The organism is Kitasatospora saccharophila (genome assembly GCF_039529925.1).
GTDB classification, from domain to species: domain Bacteria; phylum Actinomycetota; class Actinomycetes; order Streptomycetales; family Streptomycetaceae; genus Kitasatospora; species Kitasatospora saccharophila.
The window spans coordinates 88,465-107,692 of record NZ_BAAANS010000027.1 but is presented as its reverse complement, the minus strand read 5'-3'; the positions used below and the strand labels follow the sequence as shown (position 1 = coordinate 107,692).

The 19,228-nt window shown below is 72.5% G+C and carries 16 protein-coding genes, 1 tRNA gene, 1 pseudogene and 1 riboswitch; of the genes and pseudogenes, 11 read left to right on the top strand and 7 right to left on the bottom strand.

Going from position 1 to position 19,228, the window contains the following annotated elements:
* Nucleotides 1-83: 83 nt before the first annotated feature.
* Entirely contained in the window at nucleotides 84-503 is a 420-nt protein-coding gene (locus tag ABD345_RS20790) for an SDR family NAD(P)-dependent oxidoreductase (RefSeq protein WP_344553911.1), read from the bottom strand.
* 156 nt (nucleotides 504-659) lie between these two features.
* Here ABD345_RS20790 and ABD345_RS20785 point away from each other — a divergent pair, with 156 nt between their 5' ends.
* The 7 genes and pseudogenes from ABD345_RS20785 to ABD345_RS20755 all read left to right on the top strand — a co-directional run bounded on the left by ABD345_RS20785 (nucleotide 660) and on the right by ABD345_RS20755 (nucleotide 8,693).
* Entirely contained in the window at nucleotides 660-1,904 is a 1,245-nt protein-coding gene (locus tag ABD345_RS20785; protein WP_344553910.1) for a cytochrome P450 family protein, read from the top strand.
* A gap of 252 nt (nucleotides 1,905-2,156) precedes the next feature.
* A riboswitch (cyclic di-AMP (ydaO/yuaA leader) is annotated at nucleotides 2,157-2,335 on the top strand.
* Between the two features lie 3 nt (nucleotides 2,336-2,338).
* On the top strand, nucleotides 2,339-3,049 hold the full coding sequence (locus ABD345_RS20780) for a transglycosylase family protein (RefSeq protein ID WP_344553909.1): 711 nt from the start codon (nucleotides 2,339-2,341) through the stop codon (nucleotides 3,047-3,049).
* Between the two features lie 291 nt (nucleotides 3,050-3,340).
* Nucleotides 3,341-4,630, top strand: coding sequence for a phosphopyruvate hydratase (gene eno / locus ABD345_RS20775; RefSeq protein ID WP_344553908.1), 1,290 nt, complete (start codon nucleotides 3,341-3,343; stop codon nucleotides 4,628-4,630).
* A 127-nt stretch (nucleotides 4,631-4,757) separates the two neighbouring features.
* Nucleotides 4,758-5,171 (top strand): FtsB family cell division protein, encoded by a 414-nt coding sequence (locus tag ABD345_RS20770; RefSeq protein WP_344553907.1) that lies wholly within the window; start codon nucleotides 4,758-4,760, stop codon nucleotides 5,169-5,171.
* A 69-nt stretch (nucleotides 5,172-5,240) separates the two neighbouring features.
* Nucleotides 5,241-5,771 (top strand): annotated as a pseudogene (locus ABD345_RS20765) (DUF501 domain-containing protein); the annotation flags it as partial.
* Nucleotides 5,772-5,899: 128 nt separating this feature from the next.
* Complete coding sequence (locus ABD345_RS20760) at nucleotides 5,900-6,835, top strand: Ppx/GppA phosphatase family protein (protein WP_344553906.1); 936 nt, start codon at nucleotides 5,900-5,902, stop codon at nucleotides 6,833-6,835.
* A gap of 490 nt (nucleotides 6,836-7,325) precedes the next feature.
* Nucleotides 7,326-8,693 carry an NAD(P)/FAD-dependent oxidoreductase gene (locus ABD345_RS20755; RefSeq protein WP_344553904.1) on the top strand — a complete coding sequence of 456 codons (1,368 nt, stop codon included), beginning with the start codon at nucleotides 7,326-7,328 and terminating at the stop codon, nucleotides 8,691-8,693.
* A gap of 190 nt (nucleotides 8,694-8,883) precedes the next feature.
* Here the strand turns inward: ABD345_RS20755 and ABD345_RS20750 are convergent, their stop codons facing one another.
* Together ABD345_RS20750 and ABD345_RS20745 are read right to left on the bottom strand one after the other, a co-directional pair.
* The gene (locus ABD345_RS20750) at nucleotides 8,884-9,336 is read right to left on the bottom strand and encodes a DNA-binding protein (RefSeq protein WP_344553902.1); all 453 of its coding nucleotides are present in this window, start codon (nucleotides 9,334-9,336) and stop codon (nucleotides 8,884-8,886) included.
* A 172-nt stretch (nucleotides 9,337-9,508) separates the two neighbouring features.
* A tRNA-Leu gene (locus ABD345_RS20745) sits at nucleotides 9,509-9,590 on the bottom strand.
* A gap of 349 nt (nucleotides 9,591-9,939) precedes the next feature.
* Between ABD345_RS20745 and ABD345_RS20740 the strand changes: the two genes are divergently transcribed.
* Both ABD345_RS20740 and ABD345_RS20735 read left to right on the top strand, forming a co-directional pair.
* On the top strand, nucleotides 9,940-10,713 hold the full coding sequence (locus ABD345_RS20740) for an ABC transporter ATP-binding protein (RefSeq protein WP_344553900.1): 774 nt from the start codon (nucleotides 9,940-9,942) through the stop codon (nucleotides 10,711-10,713).
* 55 nt (nucleotides 10,714-10,768) lie between these two features.
* Nucleotides 10,769-13,330, top strand: coding sequence for an ABC transporter permease (locus ABD345_RS20735; protein WP_344553898.1), 2,562 nt, complete (start codon nucleotides 10,769-10,771; stop codon nucleotides 13,328-13,330).
* A gap of 73 nt (nucleotides 13,331-13,403) precedes the next feature.
* On the opposite strand, the gene ABD345_RS20730 is transcribed toward ABD345_RS20735, so the two are convergent.
* Entirely contained in the window at nucleotides 13,404-13,928 is a 525-nt protein-coding gene (locus ABD345_RS20730) for a peptidylprolyl isomerase (RefSeq protein ID WP_344553897.1), read from the bottom strand.
* Nucleotides 13,929-14,097: 169 nt separating this feature from the next.
* On the opposite strand from ABD345_RS20730, the gene ABD345_RS20725 reads away from it, so the two are divergent.
* The gene (locus ABD345_RS20725; RefSeq protein WP_344553895.1) at nucleotides 14,098-14,964 is read left to right on the top strand and encodes a Bax inhibitor-1/YccA family protein; all 867 of its coding nucleotides are present in this window, start codon (nucleotides 14,098-14,100) and stop codon (nucleotides 14,962-14,964) included.
* 86 nt (nucleotides 14,965-15,050) lie between these two features.
* Nucleotides 15,051-15,392 (top strand): hypothetical protein, encoded by a 342-nt coding sequence (locus ABD345_RS20720; RefSeq protein WP_344553893.1) that lies wholly within the window; start codon nucleotides 15,051-15,053, stop codon nucleotides 15,390-15,392.
* Between the two features lie 124 nt (nucleotides 15,393-15,516).
* Here the strand turns inward: ABD345_RS20720 and ABD345_RS20715 are convergent, their stop codons facing one another.
* From ABD345_RS20715 to ABD345_RS20705, 3 genes are all read right to left on the bottom strand, one after another.
* Nucleotides 15,517-16,446 carry a serine/threonine-protein kinase gene (locus tag ABD345_RS20715; protein WP_344553892.1) on the bottom strand — a complete coding sequence of 310 codons (930 nt, stop codon included), beginning with the start codon at nucleotides 16,444-16,446 and terminating at the stop codon, nucleotides 15,517-15,519.
* 278 nt (nucleotides 16,447-16,724) lie between these two features.
* Nucleotides 16,725-17,945, bottom strand: coding sequence for an acetyl-CoA C-acetyltransferase (locus tag ABD345_RS20710; protein ID WP_344553890.1), 1,221 nt, complete (start codon nucleotides 17,943-17,945; stop codon nucleotides 16,725-16,727).
* Nucleotides 17,946-18,001: 56 nt separating this feature from the next.
* On the bottom strand, nucleotides 18,002-19,120 hold the full coding sequence (locus ABD345_RS20705) for an SGNH/GDSL hydrolase family protein (protein WP_344553888.1): 1,119 nt from the start codon (nucleotides 19,118-19,120) through the stop codon (nucleotides 18,002-18,004).
* Between the last annotated feature and the right edge of the window lie 108 nt (nucleotides 19,121-19,228).

Sequence of the window (19,228 nt, the reverse complement as noted above, 5' to 3'; positions counted from 1 at the left end):
TCCTGCTCTTCGCGGACTTCTCGACCACCATCAACCTCATCGGCAACGGCATCTACGTGCTGCCGCGGGAGCTGCTGCCGGCCCTAGCCGGCCAGCGGGACGTCGGCGACCGGGCGGCGCTGGGTCGGGACGACCTCGCCGATGGCCTCGCCGACCAGGGCGAGGACCTCGGCCAGCGGGTCGAGGTGGCCGGGCAGGTCGGCGAGCTGGACGATCCGCTCGCCGTCCGGGCCGGCGACCGCGAACAGGTCGATCGGGCCGAGGTGCTTGACGGCGGTGTCGACCAGCGCGGCGATGTCCGCCGGGTGGTGGATGTCGCCGGAGACGCCGACCACCGGGCAGCCGGGGCGGTCGAGTTCGGCGGCCAGGTCCTCGGCGATGCCGGGGCGCAGGTCGGCGATGAGCAGGCCGGCGGCGCCGGCGGCGGAGAACCGGCGGGCCAGGTCGGCCCCCGAACCCCCGTCGAGCACCGCGATGACCACCACTGCCCCGGCTACTCGCATGGCCTGCTCCCCTTTCAGAGCGCGCACCCGTGGCCGACCCGCACGCCGCCCACGGTGGTTATCGGAGGATCGTAGGCTCGCCCCGACGCTCCGCAACAGGGATTACCCACCAGGTGACCAGACTCACGCACCGGCGCTTCCCGATACGGTCAAGACATGCCAGACCAGCCCCACGCACCCCAGCCGCCACTGTTCACCTGGGAGTTCGCCGCCGACCCCTACCCGGCGTACGCCTGGCTGCGGGAGCACGCGCCGGTGCACCGCACCACCCTGCCGAGCGGGGTCGACGCCTGGCTGGTCACCCGCTACGCGGACGCCCGGCAGGCGCTCGCGGACGCCCGGCTGTCCAAGAACCCGGCGCACCACAGCGAGCAGGCCCACCGCAGCGGCCGGGTCGGCATCCCCGGCGAGCGGCAGGCCGACCTGATGACCCACCTGCTGAACATCGACCCGCCGGACCACACCCGGCTGCGCCGGCTGGTCTCCAAGGCGTTCACCCCGCGCCGGGTGGCCGAGTTCGAACCGCGGGTGCGGGAGATCACCGACCGGCTGATCGACTCCTTCGCCGGCCGCGGCGAGGCCGACCTGATCCACGAGTTCGCCTTCCCGCTCCCCATCTACGCGATCTGCGACCTGCTCGGCGTCCCGGCCGAGGACCAGGACGACCTGCGCGACTGGGCCGGGATGATGATCCGACACGTGGGCGGTAAGAGGGGAGGGGTCGGCCGGGCCGTCAAGCAGATCCGCGGCTACCTGGCCGACCTGATCCACCGCAAGCGCGCCGACCTCGGCGACGACCTGATCTCCGGCCTGATCCGGGCCAGCGACCACGGCGAGCACCTGAGCGAGAACGAGGCCGCGGCGATGGCCTTCATCTTGCTTTTCGCCGGGTTCGAGACCACCATCAACCTCATCGGCAATGGCATGTACGCGCTGCTGCGCAGCCCGGACCAGCGCACCCTGCTCCAGGAGTCGCTGGGGCGCGGCGAGTCCGGCCTGCTGGAGACCGGCGTCGAGGAACTGCTGCGCTACGACGGCCCGGTGGAGCTGGCCACCTGGCGGTTCGCCACCGCGCCGCTGGCCATCGGCGGGGTGGAGATCCCGGTCGGCGACCCGGTGCTGGTGGTGCTGGCCGCGGCGGACCGCGACCCGGCCCGGTTCTCCGCCGAGAACACCCTCGACCTGGCCCGCTCGGACAACCCGCACCTGGGTTTCGGTCACGGCATCCACTACTGCATCGGCGCCCCGCTGGCCCGGCTTGAGGGGCAGCGCGCGATCGGCAGCCTACTGACCAGGCTTCCGGACGTTCGGTTGGCGGCCGATCCGGCCGAGCTGCGCTGGCGGGGCGGGCTGATCATGCGCGGTCTGCGCGACCTCCCGGTCTCCTTCACGCCCCGCTGACGCCGTTTCAGCACCCGCGACACGCCGCCGCGCAGGGCCGACGACACGCCGGGGCGGGGGCGCGCGTCGCACGCCTGCTCGGAATCAATCCGGACATACCGGGATCGTTCGTGTACGTGACACGAAGATCCGTGATTTCGGCGTGATCATGGTGATATGAGCTTGTGATTGCTCGTCAGCTTTGCCTACTCTCCGACATGCCCGCAGCTGCGGGCCCCGATCGCGGCACGCCGAGTCCTGTCCGCCGCGTCCTCGGGCCACCTACCAGGTACCGGACAGGAGCGGGGGAACCAGTGTGAACGCCGTGGTCCCAACGGCTTGGGGTGAAGCCGCCGAGCAACGGGCGCAACCGCGTCCGGAGCGTCCGGCGGCCGGGCCAGCCTCCCGGTCCGAACCCGACAGCTCACCTCGCAGGCGTGCGGAGAGGAAGTCCCGTGCTGTTCTCCAACGCTGCTCGTCACCGCCGTAGTACCAAGGCCGAGAAGGTCATCGCCGCCGCCGGCGTGGCCTCGGTCGGCCTGGCCCTGCCACTGCTCGCCGCCACCGGAGCGGCAGCCGCCCCCGTCGACACCTGGGACCGCGTGGCCCAGTGCGAGAGCGGCGGCAACTGGAACATCAACACCGGCAACGGTTTCTACGGCGGCCTGCAGTTCACCTCCTCCACCTGGCGCGCCTTCGGCGGCGGCCAGTACGCGGCCCGCGCCGACCAGGCCAGCCGCGCCCAGCAGATCGCGGTGGCCGAGCGGGTGCTCGCCGCCCAGGGCCCCGGCGCCTGGCCGGTCTGCTCCAAGCGGGCCGGCCTCGCCAAGGGCGGCGCGCCCGCCGACACCTCCGAGGACACCGCCTCGCGCTCCCAGGAGCGCCCGACCGCGCCCCAGCAGCCGAAGAGCTCGCCGTCGAAGAAGCCGGCCGAGCCCGCTGCCAAGCCCCAGGCCCCCGCCGCCGAACCCCAGGCCGCCCCGCAGAACAGCGCCCCGCAGGCCGCGCCCGCCGGCGGCTACACCGTCCAGGACGGCGACACGCTCTCCGGCATCGCCGCCGCGCGGAACGTGTCCGGCGGCTGGGAGCGGATCTACCAGGCCAACCACGAGCTGATCGGCGCCGACCCCGACCTGATCCTGCCCGGCCAGGTGCTCTCCCTCTGAGCCCGGCCCGGCACCGGTCCCGGCAGGTGGGACGCCCCGGCCCGGCGGCCTGACGAGGCCCCGCCGCAGCCCTGACGAGGGCCGCGTCCCCTGACCGTCCGTCCGCTCCCGGCGCGTGCGCAGCAGTTCGCGCCGCCGGGAGCGGCGGAGCGGGCGTCAAACAGGTGAACTACCGACGAGTAGCCGGGCCACACCGTGAGACGGGGCCCGGCCGGGCGTGGCCGCACGGCGCTGTGCGGCTAGGCTCTGGTCGTAACGACCACACATCCGCTTCCGCTAGGAGATGCACTCGTGCCGTCCATTGATGTCGTCGTAGCCCGTGAGATCCTCGACTCCCGCGGCAACCCCACGGTCGAGGTCGAGGTCGGTCTCGACGACGGCAGCACCGGTCGCGCGGCCGTCCCGTCGGGTGCCTCCACCGGTGCCTTCGAGGCCCTGGAGCTCCGTGACGGCGACAAGAGCCGCTACTTCGGCAAGGGCGTCGAGAAGGCCGTCCTCGCCGTGATCGAGCAGATCGGCCCCGAGCTGGTCGGCTACGACGCCACCGAGCAGCGCCTCATCGACCAGGCCATGCTCGACCTGGACGCCACCCCGGACAAGTCCTCGCTCGGCGCCAACGCCATCCTGGGCGTCTCCCTCGCCGTGGCGCACGCCGCCTCCGAGGCCAGCGACCTGCCGCTGTTCCGCTACCTGGGCGGCCCGAACGCCCACGTGCTGCCCGTCCCGATGATGAACATCCTCAACGGCGGCTCGCACGCGGACTCCAACGTCGACATCCAGGAGTTCATGATCGCCCCGATCGGCGCGGAGTCCTTCTCCGAGGCCGTCCGCTGGGGCGTCGAGGTCTACCACACCCTCAAGGGCGTGCTGAAGGAGCGCGGGCTCTCCACCGGCCTGGGCGACGAGGGCGGCTTCGCCCCGAACCTGGACTCCAACCGCGAGGCCCTCGACCTCATCACCGAGGCCATCAAGAAGGCCGGCTACACCCCGGGCAAGGACGTCGCGCTCGCCCTGGACGTCGCCGCCTCCGAGTTCTTCAAGGACGGCGCCTACCAGTTCGAGGGCAAGGCGCTCTCCTCCGCCGACCTGATCGCGTACTACGCCGAGCTGGTCGCCGACTACCCGCTGGTCTCCATCGAGGACCCGCTGGACGAGTCGGACTGGGACGGCTGGAAGGCCATCACCGACGCGATCGGCGACAAGGTCCAGCTGGTCGGCGACGACCTGTTCGTCACCAACCCGGAGCGCCTGCGCAAGGGCATCGAGACCGGCACCGCCAACGCCCTGCTGGTCAAGGTCAACCAGATCGGCTCGCTCACCGAGACCCTGGACGCCGTCGAGCTGGCCCAGCGCAACGGCTACCGCTGCATGATGTCGCACCGCTCCGGCGAGACCGAGGACGTCACCATCGCCGACCTCGCCGTCGCCACCAACTGCGGCCAGATCAAGACCGGCGCCCCGGCCCGCTCCGAGCGCGTCGCCAAGTACAACCAGCTGCTGCGCATCGAGGAGATCCTCGACGACGCCGCCGAGTACGCGGGCCGCTCCTCCTTCCCGCGGTTCCGCCCCGCGGACAAGTAAGCACAGCAAGGGCTGAACGCACTGAGCCTGTTGTGACCGGTGCCCCGGCTCCCACCGCGTAGGGTGGGGCCGGGGCACCGGCATGCGCAGGAGGGGCGAGCAGATGGCCAAGTGGAGGATTCCCGGGTTGGCGGCGCGACCGCGCTTCACCAGCCGGGCCACCGTGCTGGTGCTCGTGCTCTGCTCGCTGGTGGCGATACTCGCCTACCCGGCCCGGCAGTACATCGCCCAGCGCGGCGAGATCGCCGACCAGCGGGCCAAGGCCGAGCACGCCCGCCGGCAGGTCGACGAACTGAGCCGGGAGAAGGCCCGCTGGCAGGACCCGGAGTACGTCAAGGCCCAGGCCCGCGAGCGGCTGCACTACGCGCTGCCCGGCGAGACCCCCTTCGTCTCGGTCTCCCCGCCGCCCCCGCCCGGCGCCAAGGCCCCCTCGGCCGACGCCGCCGCCCGGCCGAAGGCCGTCAAGCCCTGGTACGCCGGACTCTGGGACTCGGTGGACGCCGCCGACGCCGCGCCGCCCGCGCCGCAGCCGGTGCCCTGACGCCCCGCGCCCTCCCGAAGCCCCCGCACCCACCCGAACCCCCGCCCCCTGACGAACAGACTCCTCCTGATGAGCAACCAGAACCCTCCCGCGTCCGACGCCCCCGAGGTCGCCGAGCGCGACGTCGCCGCCATCGCCGCCCAGCTCGGCCGGGTGCCGCGCGGGCTGCGCGGTGTCGCCCACCGCTGCCCCTGCGGCAACCCGGACGTGGTGGAGACCGCGCCCCGGCTGCCCGACGGCACGCCGTTCCCGACGCTCTACTACCTGACCTGCCCCCGGGCCGCCTCGCTGATCGGCACCCTGGAGGCGGACGGCGTGATGAAGGAGCAGACCGCCCGGCTCGCCGAGGACCCGGAGCTGGCCGCCGCCTACCGGGCGGCGCACGAGGACTACATCGCCCGCCGGGACGCCATCGAGGTGCTGGAGGGCTTCCCCAGCGCCGGCGGCATGCCGGACCGGGTCAAGTGCCTGCACGTGCTGGTCGGGCACTCGCTGGCCGCCGGGGAGGGCGTCAACCCGCTCGGCGACGAGGCGATCGGGATGCTGGAGCAGTGGTGGGCCAAGGGCCCGTGCGTCAGCGACGCCGAGGTCGAGGCGGCCGGAGCGCGGGTCGCCCGCAACCGGGCCAAGGCCAAGGACCACGACGCGGTGATCGCCGCCAAGGAGGCGCTGAGCGCCGAGCGCGCCGCCCGCAAGGCCGCCGACACCGAGCCGGAGGAGGACGGGCAGTGAGCGCCACCCGGGTCGCCGCGATCGACTGCGGCACCAACTCGATCCGCCTGCTGATCGCCGAACTCGACCCGGAGACGGGCGAGATCACCGACCTGGACCGGCGGATGCTGATCGTCCGGCTCGGCCAGGACGTCGACCGCACGGGCCGGCTGCACCCCGAGGCGCTGGCCCGCACCTTCGCGGCCTGCCGCGAGTACGCGGAGGTGATCGCCGAGCACGGGGTCGCCCCGGACCGGATCCGGATGGTCGCCACCTCCGCCTCCCGGGACGCCGAGAACGCCGCCGAGTTCACCGCCGGGGTCGAGGAGATCCTGGGCGTCACGCCGAGCGTGGTCAGCGGCGACGAGGAGGCCCGGCTGTCCTTCACCGGCGCCACCCGCGAACTGCTCGGCGGCCCGCGCCGGCCGCCGTACCTGGTGTTCGACCTGGGCGGCGGCTCCACCGAGTTCGTGCTCGGCGAGCAGGAGGTGCGGGCCGCGTACTCGGCGGACATCGGCTGCGTCCGGATGACGGAGCGTCACTTCGCGGGCGGGCAGCCCACCGAGGCGCAGATCGCGGCCGTCCGGGCCGACGTCCGGGCCGCGCTGGACACCGTCGCCGGGGCCGTTCCGCTGGACTCCGGCGCCACCCTGATCGGTCTGGCCGGGACGGTCACCACCGTCGCCGGGATCGCCCTGGAACTGCCCGGCTACGACTCGGAGCGGATCCACCACGCGGTGGTCGGCGTCGAGCAGGTGCGGGAGACCACCCAGTGGCTGCTGCACTCCTCGCACGCCGAGCGGGCCGCCGTCCCGGTCATGCACCCCGGCCGGGTGGACGTGATCGGGGCCGGCGCGCTGGTGCTGCTGGAGATCATGGAGCGCACCGGGGCCGCCGAACTGCTGGTCTCCGAGCACGACATCCTGGACGGGATCGCCTGGTCGATCGTCTGACCCCGGCCCGGCCCGGGCCCGGCCCCGGGCTCGGGGAGGGATCGGCGGCCGCTCGGCCGAACGGGTCGCGGAAGGCCCCCGGAGGGGTCGCGGGAGGGCTCCGCGACCCCTTCCGGGGGCCTCCCGGCGTGTCGCGGCGAGAACCTTCGTGAATTTCTTCACATGGCAATCCAGTCTTTCGACCCACTCCGGACGCCTGCTCCGCCCGAAATGTGGGACCGAAGGCCCTGCCGGGAGTCGCTCATGGGATCGCAGGCAACCTGCCGTTCATCCCGGAGAAATCGAAACCGCTCTCGGGAACCCGGGTGGCACCGGGATCGTTGCTGCTCAGCGCGGCACCGCGGCCCCGACCGCTCACCGCGGCGGCCCGGCGGGGGTGAGGAGGGTCCTCCGGCCCGGAAGTGCGGGCGCGCAGTGTAGCACCCGGTGTCCAGGGGCTTGTGACGGGCCTCACGAATGGCCCGTCAGGCGGGGGTGGATACTTTCGGATATGAGCACCACGGAGCGTCCTCGCATCCTCATTGTCGGCGGTGGTTACGTCGGCCTGTATGCCGCGATGCGCATCCTCAAGAAGATGCGTTACGGCGAAGCGACCGTCACGGTCGTCGACCCGCGGTCGTACATGACGTACCTGCCCTTCCTTCCCGAGGCGGCCGGCGGCAACGTCGCGCCTCGCAACCTCGTCGCGCCGCTGCGCAGCGCCCTCAAGAAGGCGGAGGTGCTCACCGGTCACGTGACCGAGGTGGACCACGCCCGCAAGGTCGCCACCATCCAGCCCGCGGCGGGCGACTCCTACGAACTGCCCTTCGAGTACCTGGTCGTCGCGACCGGCTCGGTGTCCCGCACCTTCCCGATCCCGGGCCTGGCGGAGCACGGCATCGGCATGAAGACGGTCGAGGAGGCGATCAGCCTCCGCAACCACGTCATGGCGCAGCTCGACAAGGCCGAGTCCACCACGGACGAGGACGTCCGGCGCAAGGCCCTGACCTTCGTGGTCATCGGCGGTGGCTTCGCCGGCATCGAGACCGTCGCCGAGATCGAGGACATGGCGCGCGACGCCGCCAAGATCTACAAGACCGTCAGCCGTGACGACATGCGCTTCGTGGTGGTGGAGGCGGCCAACCGCATCCTCCCCGAGATGGGCCCGGACCTCGGTCTGTGGACCAAGGGCCGCCTGGAGGAGCGCAACATCGAGGTCTACATCGAGACCTCGATGGACTCCTGCGTCGACCAGCACGTGGTGCTGAAGAACGGCATGGAGTTCGACGCCTCCACCATCGTGTGGACCGCGGGCGTCAAGCCCAACCCGGTGGTCAACCGCTTCGGCCTCCCGCTCGGCCCGCGCGGCCACGTGGACACCGCGGCGACCCTCCAGGTGCAGGGCTTCGACTACGTGTGGGCGGCCGGCGACAACGCCCAGGTCCCCGACCTGGCCGCCGGTGAGGGCGCCTGGTGCCCGCCGAACGCGCAGCACGCCGTCCGGCAGGCCGCCGTCCTCGGTGACAACGTCATCGCGGGCATGCGCGGCTTCCCGCAGGCCGAGTACAAGCACAAGAACCTCGGTGCGGTGGCCGGCCTCGGCCTGCACAAGGGCGTGGCGATCCTCTTCGGCAAGGTCAAGCTGAAGGGCCGCCTGGCCTGGTGGTTCCACCGCGGCTACCACGGCGCGATGGTCCCGACCATGAACCGCAAGATCCGGGTCTTCACCGACTGGACCCTGGCGATGTTCCTCAAGCGCGAGACGGTCGGCCTCTCCGAGATGGAGAAGCCGTTCGACGCCTTCCAGGAGGCGACCGCCCCCGCGCCGAAGCCCGCCGCCGCGGCCGAGCCGAAGAAGGAGCTCGCCGCGAGCAAGTAAGCCGCGACGAGCAGGCGACCAGACCCGACACCAGGTCGGGTACGAGTCGGAGGCCCTCCGCCCGGCAGCGCCGCCGGACCACGACCTCCGTGGTGCTCAGCCGGCCCCGCCACCGGGCGGAGTACAGCAGGCAGTTGACGAAGGCCCCCACCCTCCACCGGGTGGGGGCCTTCGGGCGTTCCGGGGCCCGTCAGGAGGGGTCGGCGGGCGCCGTCCGGTCGGTGAGCCGCTCGTGCCGCTGGCGGGCCGCCTGCGGCGTTCCCAGCCCCAGCCCGAAGGCGATGTCCTGCCAGGTCATCCCGCGGCCCCGGGCCATGGTGAGCAACCCGGCCTCCAGCTCGTCGAGTTCGGCCCGGACCAGCGGCAGCAGGGTCAGCGCGGCCGTGACGTCGTCCCGGTCGACCTCCGGCTCCCCGTCCTCGGCCAGGGCCGCCCCGCTCAGCAGGAACGCCACCAGCCGCACCGCCTCGTGCGGGGCGAGCATCGCCGGGTTGGTCTGCCGCCGCCGCTGCCCGTCGGTGGCGGCGTGCCGCTCGGCGATCCGGAACAGCGAGGCGTACACCCGCGCGCCGCGCGCGGCGGCGGGATCGGGCGGGGCGAACGGGTCGGTGCCCGCGGGCGGCGGGGGAGGGGTGTCGGCCATGGCCCCAGGATGATCCTTGAACGCCAGGGCGTCAAGGATTCGTTGTGAACGAGTTGTTCAATCCAAGGGGAGCGTTGTTGCCGTGCGTGGTGAGGGGCGGGCAAAGCGCGACGAAGAGTAGCGGTTCCGTACTCTTTCGATCACAAAGCGTTACGAAAAAAGGGCAGGAGAGTGCCCAGAGCCGGACTCGAACCGGCACGGCCTCGCGGCCAAGCAGTTTTAAGCTGCCCGTGTCTGCGTTCCACCATCTGGGCCTGGGAGCGCGGCGATCTCTGCCCTGAGCCTAGTCGGCCGGACGACCGTTTCGCATATTTCCCGGGACGGAAGTTGTCATGCTTCCATGACATCTGACGAAGCGTCTGGCGTTTCGGCCACACTGCGGCGGTTATCGGCCATCCGGGGCCTCGGGGGAGGGGTCATCCCGCAGGAGGAGACGGCGGGAAGGGCCGTACGCCTGCCGGTGGTGGGCCAACCCTTCGGCGGAGCGACGTGGGTGGCACGGGGCGGCGGCGAGGATGGGATAGCGGTCGGAGGAGCCCCCGGAGGGGACCTCGCGGCGGCCGCGCCGTGACGAACCCGCCCTCCCGGACAAGGAGTCCCACCGTGAGCACCTCGACCGCGTACGCAGCCCACACCGGTCTGGCGGCGGCCCGCGCCACCGGCCTGAACAAGGTCTACGGCGAGGGCGAGACCCGGGTGGTGGCGCTGGAGGACGTCTCGGTCTCCTTCGGGCGGGGCGAGTTCACCGCGATCATGGGCCCGTCCGGGTCCGGCAAGTCGACGCTGATGCACTGCATGGCCGGGCTGGACACGGTCTCCTCCGGGTCGGCCACCATCGGCGACACCGAGCTGGTCGGGCTGAAGGACAAGCAGCTGACCCGGCTGCGCCGCGACAAGATCGGCTTCATCTTCCAGGCGTTCAACCTGCTGCCCACGCTGACCGCGCTGGAGAACATCACGCTGCCGATGGACATCGCCGGCAGCAAGGTCGACCGGGCCTGGCTGGACCGGGTGGTGGAGACCGTCGGCCTGTCCGGCCGGCTCTCGCACCGCCCCGCCCAGCTCTCCGGCGGCCAGCAGCAGCGCGTCGCGTGCGCCCGGGCGCTGGCCAGCAAGCCGGAGATCATCTTCGCCGACGAGCCCACCGGCAACCTGGACTCCCGCTCCGGCGCGGAGATCCTCTCCTTCCTGCGCAACTCGGTGCGCGAACTCGGCCAGACCGTGGTGATGGTGACGCACGACCCGGTCGCCGCCTCCTACGCGGACCGGGTGGTCTTCCTCGCCGACGGCCGGATCGTCGACGAGCTGCACCGCCCCACCGCCGACGCCGTCCTGGACCGGATGCGCCGCTTCGACGCCAAGGGCCGCACCAGCTGACGTCCCGCCGCACCCGTCGACCCCGCCCGCACCGACCTCCCCCGGGACCCCAACCATGTATCGCACCGCACTGCGCAACGTGCTGGCCCACAAGGGCCGCCTCCTGATGACGGTACTGGCCGTGCTGCTCGGCACCGCCTTCGTGGCCGGCACCCTGGTGTTCTCCGACACCATGGGCCGGGCCATGCGCGACAGCTACTCCACCAGCTTCTCGGACGTCTCGGTGCTGGTCTCCGCCGAGGGCGCGGACGAGGGCCCGGTCGACCACGACGCCCCGCGCCCCGAGAAGGGCGCGCTGACCCAGGCCACCGTCGAGCAACTGGCCGCGCTGCCCGGCGCCGAGCGGGCCCGCGGCGTGGTCTCCGGCTTCACCGGCGTCGCCGACAAGAAGGGCAGCCTGATCGGCGAGGCGTGGAGCGCCCGCGGCGCCAACTTCGCCCCCGACGCCTCCGGCGCGGACAGCCGCTACCCGATGGCGGACGGCCGCGGCCCGCGCACCGCCGGCGAGGTCGCGCTGAACCGGCAGGCCGCCGACAAGGCCGGCTACCACGTCGGCGACACCGTCCGGGTGGCCGGCAACGGCGCCGCCCGGGACGCCGTGCTCACCGGCGTGTTCACCACCGACGACCCGCAGGTCACCTCCGGCGGCACCCTGGTGCTGATGGACACCGCCACCGCCCAGCGCGAACTGCTGGAGCCGGGCCGGTACAGCTCGGTGGCGCTGACCGCCAAGGCGGGCACCAGCGAGGCCCAACTGCTCGACCAGGCCCGGGCGAAGGCCCCCACCGAGGGCGTCGAGCTGAAGACCGGCCAGCAGCTCAAGGACGAGCAGACCAAGATGGTCGCCGACTCGGTGAGCGGCATGAAGACCATGCTGCTGGTGTTCGCCGGGATCTCGCTGTTCGTCGGCATCTTCATCATCGTCAACACCTTCACCATGCTGATCGCCCAGCGCCTCAAGGAACTGGCGCTGCTGCGGGCGGTCGGCGCCAGCCGCGGCCAGGTCACCAAGTCGGTGCTGGTGGAGGCGCTCGCCATCGGCCTGGTCGCCTCGGTCGGCGGCCTGCTCGCGGGCATCGGCATCGGCGCGGGCCTGCAGTCCCTGCTGCACGCCTTCAACGAGGGCCTGCCCACCGGCTCGCTGGTGATCGCCCCGGTGACGGTCGTCGGCACCCTGGTGACCGGCGTGGTGGTCACCGTGCTGTCGGCGCTGCTGCCCGCCGTCCGGGCCTCCCGGATCCCCCCGGTGGCGGCGATGAGCAGCGGCGAACAGCCCGGCACCCAGCGCGGCCTGCTGATCCGCAACTCGATCGGCGTGCTGCTGGCCGGCTCCGGCCTGGGCCTGATCCTGGCCGGCGCGAACGGCTCCGGCTCGGACGCCCAGCACAAGCTGGAGTTCGGCGCCCCGCTCACCCTGATCGGCGTGTTCGTGCTGCTGCCGCTGCTGTCCCGCCCGGTGATCGCGCTGGTCGGCCCGGTGCTGGCCAAGGTGTTCGGGACCCCCGGCAAGCTGGCCCGGCTGAACGCGGTGCGCAACCCGCGCCGCACCGCCAGCACCGCGGCCGCGCTCACCATCGGCCTGACCCTGGTCACCGCGCTGACCGTGATCGGCAACTCGGTCACCAGCGCCGTCACTTCGATGGTCGGCGACACGATGAAGGCCGACTACGTGGTCGGCATGGCCGACGGCCGCGAGCTGTCCCCCGAGCTGACCGGGCTGGTCGCCAAGGCGGACGGGGTGAAGGCGGTCAGCCAGGTCGACAACGTCTGGTGGGACATCGAGGGCGTCGGCGGCAACCGCGCCATCGAGGGCTACGACGCCGCCGCCTTCGACCAGTTGGTCAACCTGACGATGAAGTCCGGCTCCACCGCGGCCCTCGGGCAGGACCAGGTCTTGGTCAGCGAGGAGTTCGCCACCAAGCACCAGCTGGCGGTCGGCTCCGCCCTGAAGGCCACCGCGGCCAAGGGCGCGCCCGTGGCGCTCACCGTCGGCGGCGTCTTCGAGACCACCTCCGGCGTCTCCCCGATCGTGGCCCCCAACCGCCTGATCGAGGCCAACGACCCGCAGCCGCTGGTCCAGCAGATCCTGGTGAAGGGCACCGACGGCCCGACCGCCGCGCTGAAGCAGTCCCTCACGGACGCCACCGGCCGCAACCCGGTGATGGAGGTCCGCACCCTGCAGGACATGGTGGACGAGTTCAGCCGGATCATCTCGACCATGCTCAACCTGATGTACGGCCTGCTCGGCATGGCGGTGGTCGTCGCCGTCCTCGGCGTGGTCAACACGCTCGCCATGTCGGTGTTCGAGCGCAAGCGCGAGATCGGCATGCTGCGGGCGATCGGCCTGGAGCGGCGCGGCATCAAGCGGATGATCCGCCTGGAGTCGGTGGTGATCTCGGTCTTCGGCGCCCTGGTCGGCGTCCTGCTCGGCTGCTTCCTGGCCTGGGCCGCGACCCGCGTCCTGGCCTCCGAACTGAAGGGACTGACCACCGTGATCCCGTACGGCAGCGTGCTGCTCTTCCTCGGCCTCGCCGCCCTGGTCGGCATGGTCGCCGCGCTCTGGCCGGCCCGCCGGGCCTCCCGGCTGGACATTCTGACCAGCATCAAGACCGACTGACCCGGCCGCCGGCGCCCGGACGCCGCCCACCCCGGCAAGGGGCGGGCGGCGTCCGGGCGTTCGGGTCGGGGCGTCAGCGGGTCTCGATGACGACCTTCTCGATCACCACGTCCTCGACCGGGCGGTCGTTGCGGCCGGTCTCGACGTTCACGATGGCGTCCACGACCCGCTGGCTGGCGGCGTCGGTCACCTCGCCGAAGATGGTGTGCTTCCCGGTCAGCCAGGTGGTGGGGCCGACCGTGATGAAGAACTGCGAACCGTTGGTGCCCGGGCCCGCGTTGGCCATCGCCAGCAGGTACGGCTTGGTGAAGGCGAGGTCCGGGTGGAACTCGTCGGCGAACTTGTAGCCCGGGCCGCCGGTGCCGTTGCCCAGCGGGTCGCCGCCCTGGATCATGAAGCCCTGGATCACCCGGTGGAACACCGTGCCGTCGTACAGCGGGGCGTTGCTGGGCTGCCCGGTGTTCGGGTCGATCCACTGGCGCTCACCCGTCGCCAACTCCGTGAAGTTCTTGACCGTCTTGGGGGCGTGGTTCGGCAGCAAGCGGATCTCGATGTCGCCCTTGTTGGTCTTCAGGGTGGCGTACAGTTCCTCGGCCATCGGGGCCGCCTTTCTGGGTATGCGTCAATTGCGACCCCCACCCTGCCCGGTCGGTGGCCACCCGCGCAGGCGACACGGGATCATCCTCACGACCGACGCGGAATACTTTGCCAAACCATTACTCTTGTGCTCTGTGTGGGTGGTGCCGCGCCGCCCCGGAAGGAATGTGATGAGAAGCAGGAACCCGGTCTTCTCGCGGGAGGGGTCCTTCACCCGCAACGACCAGTACGCGGGGTTCGGCACGCAGACGGCCGGCCAGCCGGGGCAGCAGGCGTACGGCTCCCCGTACGCGGGCCAGCCCTACGCCGACCAGCCGCCGTTGACGGACGAGCAGCTCGCGGGCATGTACAACGCGCCGTCCGCCGGCCCGGTCCAGACCGGCCGGATGACCATGGACGACGTGGTCGCCCGGACGGCCATGACGCTGCTGACCCTGGTCGCCTTCGGCGCGGTGGCGTGGTTCACCGTGCCGATGGACAACTTCGCCCCGGCGATCGGCGCGGCCCTGGTCGCGATGGTCATCGGCTTCGTGATCAGCTTCAAGCGCAGCGTCAACCCCGGCCTGATCCTGGCCTACGCGGCGCTGGAGGGCTTCTTCCTCGGCGCGATCAGCAAGGCCTTCGAGACGCTCTGGCCGGGCATCGCGATCCAGGCCGTGCTGGGCACCTCCGCGGTCTTCGCGGCCACGCTGTTCGCCTACAAGAGCGGCCGGATCCGGGTCACCCCCCGGTACACCCGGATCGGCATCTCGATCGCCATCGGCTTCGTCCTGCTGATGATGGTCAACATGGTGGCGATGATGTTCGGCGCCGACTTCGGCCTGCGCTCCGGCCCGCTCGGCATCCTGGTCGGCCTGGTCGGCATCGCGCTCGGCGCCTTCTTCCTCACCCTCGACTACGCCGAGATCGAGGAGGGCATCCGGATGGGCGCCCCCGAGAAGGAAGCCTGGCGGGCGGCCTTCGGCCTGACCCTGTCGCTGGTGTGGATCTACATGGAGATGCTGCGCCTGATCGCCATCCTGCGCGGCGACGACTGACCCGCACCCGGTCGGTGAAGCGGCGGGCCCCGGAGGAACGTTCCTCCGGGGCCCGCCGCGTTCCCGGGAGGGCCTAGGCTCGGGGCATGTCCGAGCAGCTCCCCGCCGCCGCAGCGCGGCTGACCGAAGCCGTCGACCGGCTCGCCGACCGCTTCCGGGCGATGCCGCAGAGCCGCCTGCTGGCCGCCGTCCCCGGGCACCCGTCCCGGGCCGCCGCCGTGCTCGAACTGGCCCGCCGGCTGGCCGACTCGGGCCGGGGGCTGGAGGGGCTGCCCGCGCTGGAGGTGCCGGACTGCGGGGCGTTCGCGGTGGGGGACCAACTGGCCGTCACCGGGCACGACCTGGCGCTGGCCGCGGCGGACGGGCACCCGGAGGCGCTGGCCGCCGCGCTGGACGACGTCGAGCGCACCGACCGGCTGACCGGCTGACCGGCCGGCCCGCCGGGGGTGGGCGCCGGAGCCGGACGCGCCGACGGGGCGCCGAGCCGGTCCGGGCAACCCCTTGCCGGGTGGTCTCGGCGCCCCGTCGGCGCGGGCGCGGTCGGGCGGGCGGTCAGATCGAGGCGACCACCCGGTCGGCGAGCACGTAGACCGTCTCGTCGTCGGTGGAGAAGGTCAGCGAGTACGAGCCGGAGAACCGGGACCCGCCGAGCAGCCGGACGTCCTCACCGGCCCGGACGGCGTCGATCAGCCGGTACGCGGCCTCCCGGTCGCCGGGGGCGACGCACAGCGTGGTGCCGTCGGCGAAGGCGTACACGTCCAGGGTGCCCAGCGGGCCGGGGCGGACGTCGGTCAGTCCGATCCGCTCCTCGGCGAGCGCGGCCAGCCGGTCGTCGGTCCACTCGCGGGACGGGGTCGGGCTGGGCACGAAGTCGGGGTGCGAGGGGTGCCGGCGCGGGTCGGGCGCGGTCGCGGGCTCGGCCTCGGCGTCCAGCAGCCCGGCCTCCAGGCCGGTGGCCAGCAGGTCGGCCTCCCGGCGGGCCCGCACGTCGCCGTTGTCGCCGGGGGCGGGCAGGCCGCCGCCCTGCGCGGGGTGCCCCTGCGCGGGGTGCGCGGCCCGGGCGCCGCCGGCCGGGGTGCCGTCCGTCGGGGCGTCCTTGATCAGGTCCTCCAGCGCGTGGCGCAGCGCCTCGCCGAACTCCGGGTCCATCACGCCGTTGTTGTCGGCGGCGTCCTGCGGGCCGGTCGGGCGCGGGAAGAAGATCGGCCAGTCCTCGCCGATGGTGGTGAACGGGGTGTCGAACAGCGGGGCGTCCTCGGCGGCGCGCGCCTCCTGCTCGGCCCAGAACGCCCGGGCCTCGGTGATCTCCCGCTCCCGGTCGGCGGCCAGCGCCTCGGTGACGGCGCGGCGTATCAGCGCCTCGTCCACCTGCGGGGCCGTCGGCCTGGCGTCCAACTTCCTTGCCAGCGTACGGAGGTGGAGCAGGACGGCGGAGGTCAGGGCGATCAGTACCAGCAGCAGGGAGAGGAAGACGGCGCTCACGGAACGTACTCCCAACGAGGAGCGGAACGGGGTTACGCCTCCACACTGCCGTATCGGCGGCCGTTACTGCAGTGGCTCATGTCGGATTTGTCTGTGACTTTCCTACTTGTCCTCAAATTGTTAGGTAATACCTTTCTACGCTGCGGAGTTGATCCAATCCGGTGCGTCGAACATTCGGTCGCGGAACGATGAAAAACGGGCCGGATCGCACCCGAGGTGTGATCCGGCCCTCAATTACGCAGCGTCACTCCGGATGGGTGAGACGCCTGTCACAGTGGTCAGCTCAGGCGCTCGATCACCATCGCCATGCCCTGCCCGCCGCCCACGCACATGGTCTCCAGGCCGAACTGCTTGTCGTGCCACTGGAGGGAGTTGATCAGGGTGGTGGTGATCCGGGCACCGGTCATGCCGAACGGGTGGCCGACCGCGATCGCGCCGCCGTTCACGTTCAGCCGGTCCAGGTCCACGCCCAAGTCCCGGTAGGACGGGATGACCTGGGCCGCGAACGCCTCGTTGATCTCCACCAGGTCGATGTCCCCGATCGACAGGCCCGCCCGCCGCAGCGCCTGCTTCGACGCCTCCACCGGGCCGTACCCCATGATCTCCGGGGATAGCGCGGAGACGCCGGTGGACACCACCCGGGCCAGCGGCGTGATGCCCAGCTCGCGCGCCCTGGTGTCCGACATGACCACCAGCGCGGCCGCGCCGTCGTTCAGCGGGCAGCAGTTACCGGCCGTAACGGTGCCGTCCGGGCGGAACACCGGCCGCAGCCCGGAGACGCCCTCCAGCGTCACGCCCGCGCGCGGGCCGTCGTCCGCGCTCACCACCGTGCCGTCCGGCAGCGTCACCGGGGTGATCTCGCGCTGCCAGAAGCCCGCCGCGATCGCCGCCTCCGCCAGGTTCTGCGAACGCACGCCGAACTCGTCCTGCTCGGCCCGGGTGATCCCCTTCAGCGCGGCCAGGTTCTCCGCGGTCTGCCCCATCGCGATGTACGCGTCCGGCAGCAGGCCGTCCTCGCGCGGGTCGTGCCACTCCCCGCCGCCGGTCTCCGCCCGGTGCTTGGTGCGCGCCTGCGCCTCGTCGAACAGCGGGTTGGTGGTGCCCGGCATGCCGTCCGAGGTGCCGTTGACCGAGCGGGAGACGGTCTCGACGCCCGCCGAGACGAAGACGTCGCCCTCGCCGGCCTTGATCGCGTGCAGCGCCATCCGGGTCGTCTGCAGCGACGAGGAGCAGTAGCGGGTGATCGTCGCGCCCGGCAGGTAGTCCATGCCCATCTGGACGGCCACGATCCGGGCCAGGTTGTGGCCCTGCTCGCCGCCCGGCAGGCCGCAGCCCAGCATCAGGTCGTCGATCTGCCGCGGGTCCAGCTGCGGCACCTTCGCCAGCGCCGCACCGATCACCTGCGCGGTCAGGTCGTCCGGGCGGACGTCCTTCAGCGAGCCCTTGAACGCCCGGCCGATCGGCGAACGGGCGGCGCTGACGATGACGGCTTCGGGCATGGCGGACTCCTCGCTGAGTGACCTCGGGACGCGATCCGGTGGATCTCCCGGGAAAGTTACCGTTTGGTAGCTCCGGCGTCATCCGCCTCCGGATGTGAGTTCGCCGACGTGATCGCCCGCCGCCCGTCCCCGCCCTCCAGGCCGGCCGGCGCCGCGCCCTCCCCGGCCGGCTCCGCGTCCTCCCCGCGCGGCAGGGCCAGCCGGAAGCGCTGCTTGAGCGTCGCCCACCGCCAGGTGCCGTTCGCCGGACCGGCCGCCGTCACCTCGGTGCCCGAACGCCCCGCCGCCGCCGCGGCCGCCACCGCCACCGGCAGCACCGCCTGCGGCTCCACCACGCCGCCCGCCGCCGACTCCTGCGGCCACAGCCCCAGCTCCGCGCAGAGCGAGGGCAGCAGCGCCATCGACGCCGTCGCGTAGCCCTGCGCGGACGGGTGGTAGCGGTCCGCGGCGAACAGTTCCGGCCGGGACGCGAACTCCGGGCCCAGCAGCGAACCCAGCGAGACCGTCCGCCCGCCCGCCTCCACCACCGCGATGGTCTGCGCCGCCGCGAGCTGCCGGCTCAGCCGCCGCGCCACCCAGCGCAACGGCGGCCGGACCGGCTTGATGGTGCCCAGGTCCGGACAGGTGCCCACCACCACGTGACAGCCCGCCGAGACCAACGCGCCCACCGCCTCGCCCAGTTCGCGCACGCTGCGGGCCGCCGGGGCGTGCCGGGTCACGTCGTTCGCGCCGATCATCACCACCGCGACGTCCGGCCGGTGCGGCAGCGCCAACTCCAACTGCCGGGCCAGGTCGGACGAGCGCGCCCCCGACTTCGCCACGTTCGCCAACCGCACCCGGCGCTCCGCGACCGAAGCCAGCCCCGAGGCCAGCAGCGCGCCCGGCGTCTCCTGCGCCCGCTGCACGCCCAGCCCTGCCGCGGTCGAATCGCCCAGGAACGCCAGCACCAGCGGCTCCCGCGCGTCGGACGGATCGGCGAAACCCTCGCCGTACACGCCGTCCGCGTGCGGCGGATCGCCGTCCAGGATGCCGATCGCCCGGACCGCCAGCCGGCTCTCGGTCAACAGCACCCCGGCCAGACCCACCCCCAGCAACCCCAGCCCACCACCCCCGTACGCCGCCGCGGTGGCGATCCGCCGCGCCACCCGGGCCCTCGACGCCTGCGAGCCGGACATCGGCCACCCCCTCTCCACTCCGCACACCGGTACCCCACTGGTACCCCCCGGCCACCCCGGCGTACCGGCCCACCGGGGCAGAACCACCCGGGCGCCGCACGGGGGCGG

What these genes read in the sequence shown, in the direction of transcription:
- ABD345_RS20710 (WP_344553890.1), bottom strand. Translation starts at nt 17,945, where the DNA reads ATGCCCGAAGCCGTCATCGTCAGCGCCGCCCGTTCGCCGATCGGCCGG.
- ABD345_RS20735 (WP_344553898.1), top strand. Translation starts at nt 10,769, where the DNA reads ATGTATCGCACCGCACTGCGCAACGTGCTGGCCCACAAGGGCCGCCTC.
- ABD345_RS20755 (WP_344553904.1), top strand. Translation starts at nt 7,326, where the DNA reads ATGAGCACCACGGAGCGTCCTCGCATCCTCATTGTCGGCGGTGGTTAC.
- ABD345_RS20750 (WP_344553902.1), bottom strand. Translation starts at nt 9,336, where the DNA reads ATGGCCGACACCCCTCCCCCGCCGCCCGCGGGCACCGACCCGTTCGCC.
- ABD345_RS20790 (WP_344553911.1), bottom strand. Translation starts at nt 503, where the DNA reads ATGCGAGTAGCCGGGGCAGTGGTGGTCATCGCGGTGCTCGACGGGGGT.
- ABD345_RS20730 (WP_344553897.1), bottom strand. Translation starts at nt 13,928, where the DNA reads ATGGCCGAGGAACTGTACGCCACCCTGAAGACCAACAAGGGCGACATC.
- ABD345_RS20725 (WP_344553895.1), top strand. Translation starts at nt 14,098, where the DNA reads ATGAGAAGCAGGAACCCGGTCTTCTCGCGGGAGGGGTCCTTCACCCGC.
- ABD345_RS20705 (WP_344553888.1), bottom strand. Translation starts at nt 19,120, where the DNA reads ATGTCCGGCTCGCAGGCGTCGAGGGCCCGGGTGGCGCGGCGGATCGCC.
- ABD345_RS20720 (WP_344553893.1), top strand. Translation starts at nt 15,051, where the DNA reads ATGTCCGAGCAGCTCCCCGCCGCCGCAGCGCGGCTGACCGAAGCCGTC.
- ABD345_RS20785 (WP_344553910.1), top strand. Translation starts at nt 660, where the DNA reads ATGCCAGACCAGCCCCACGCACCCCAGCCGCCACTGTTCACCTGGGAG.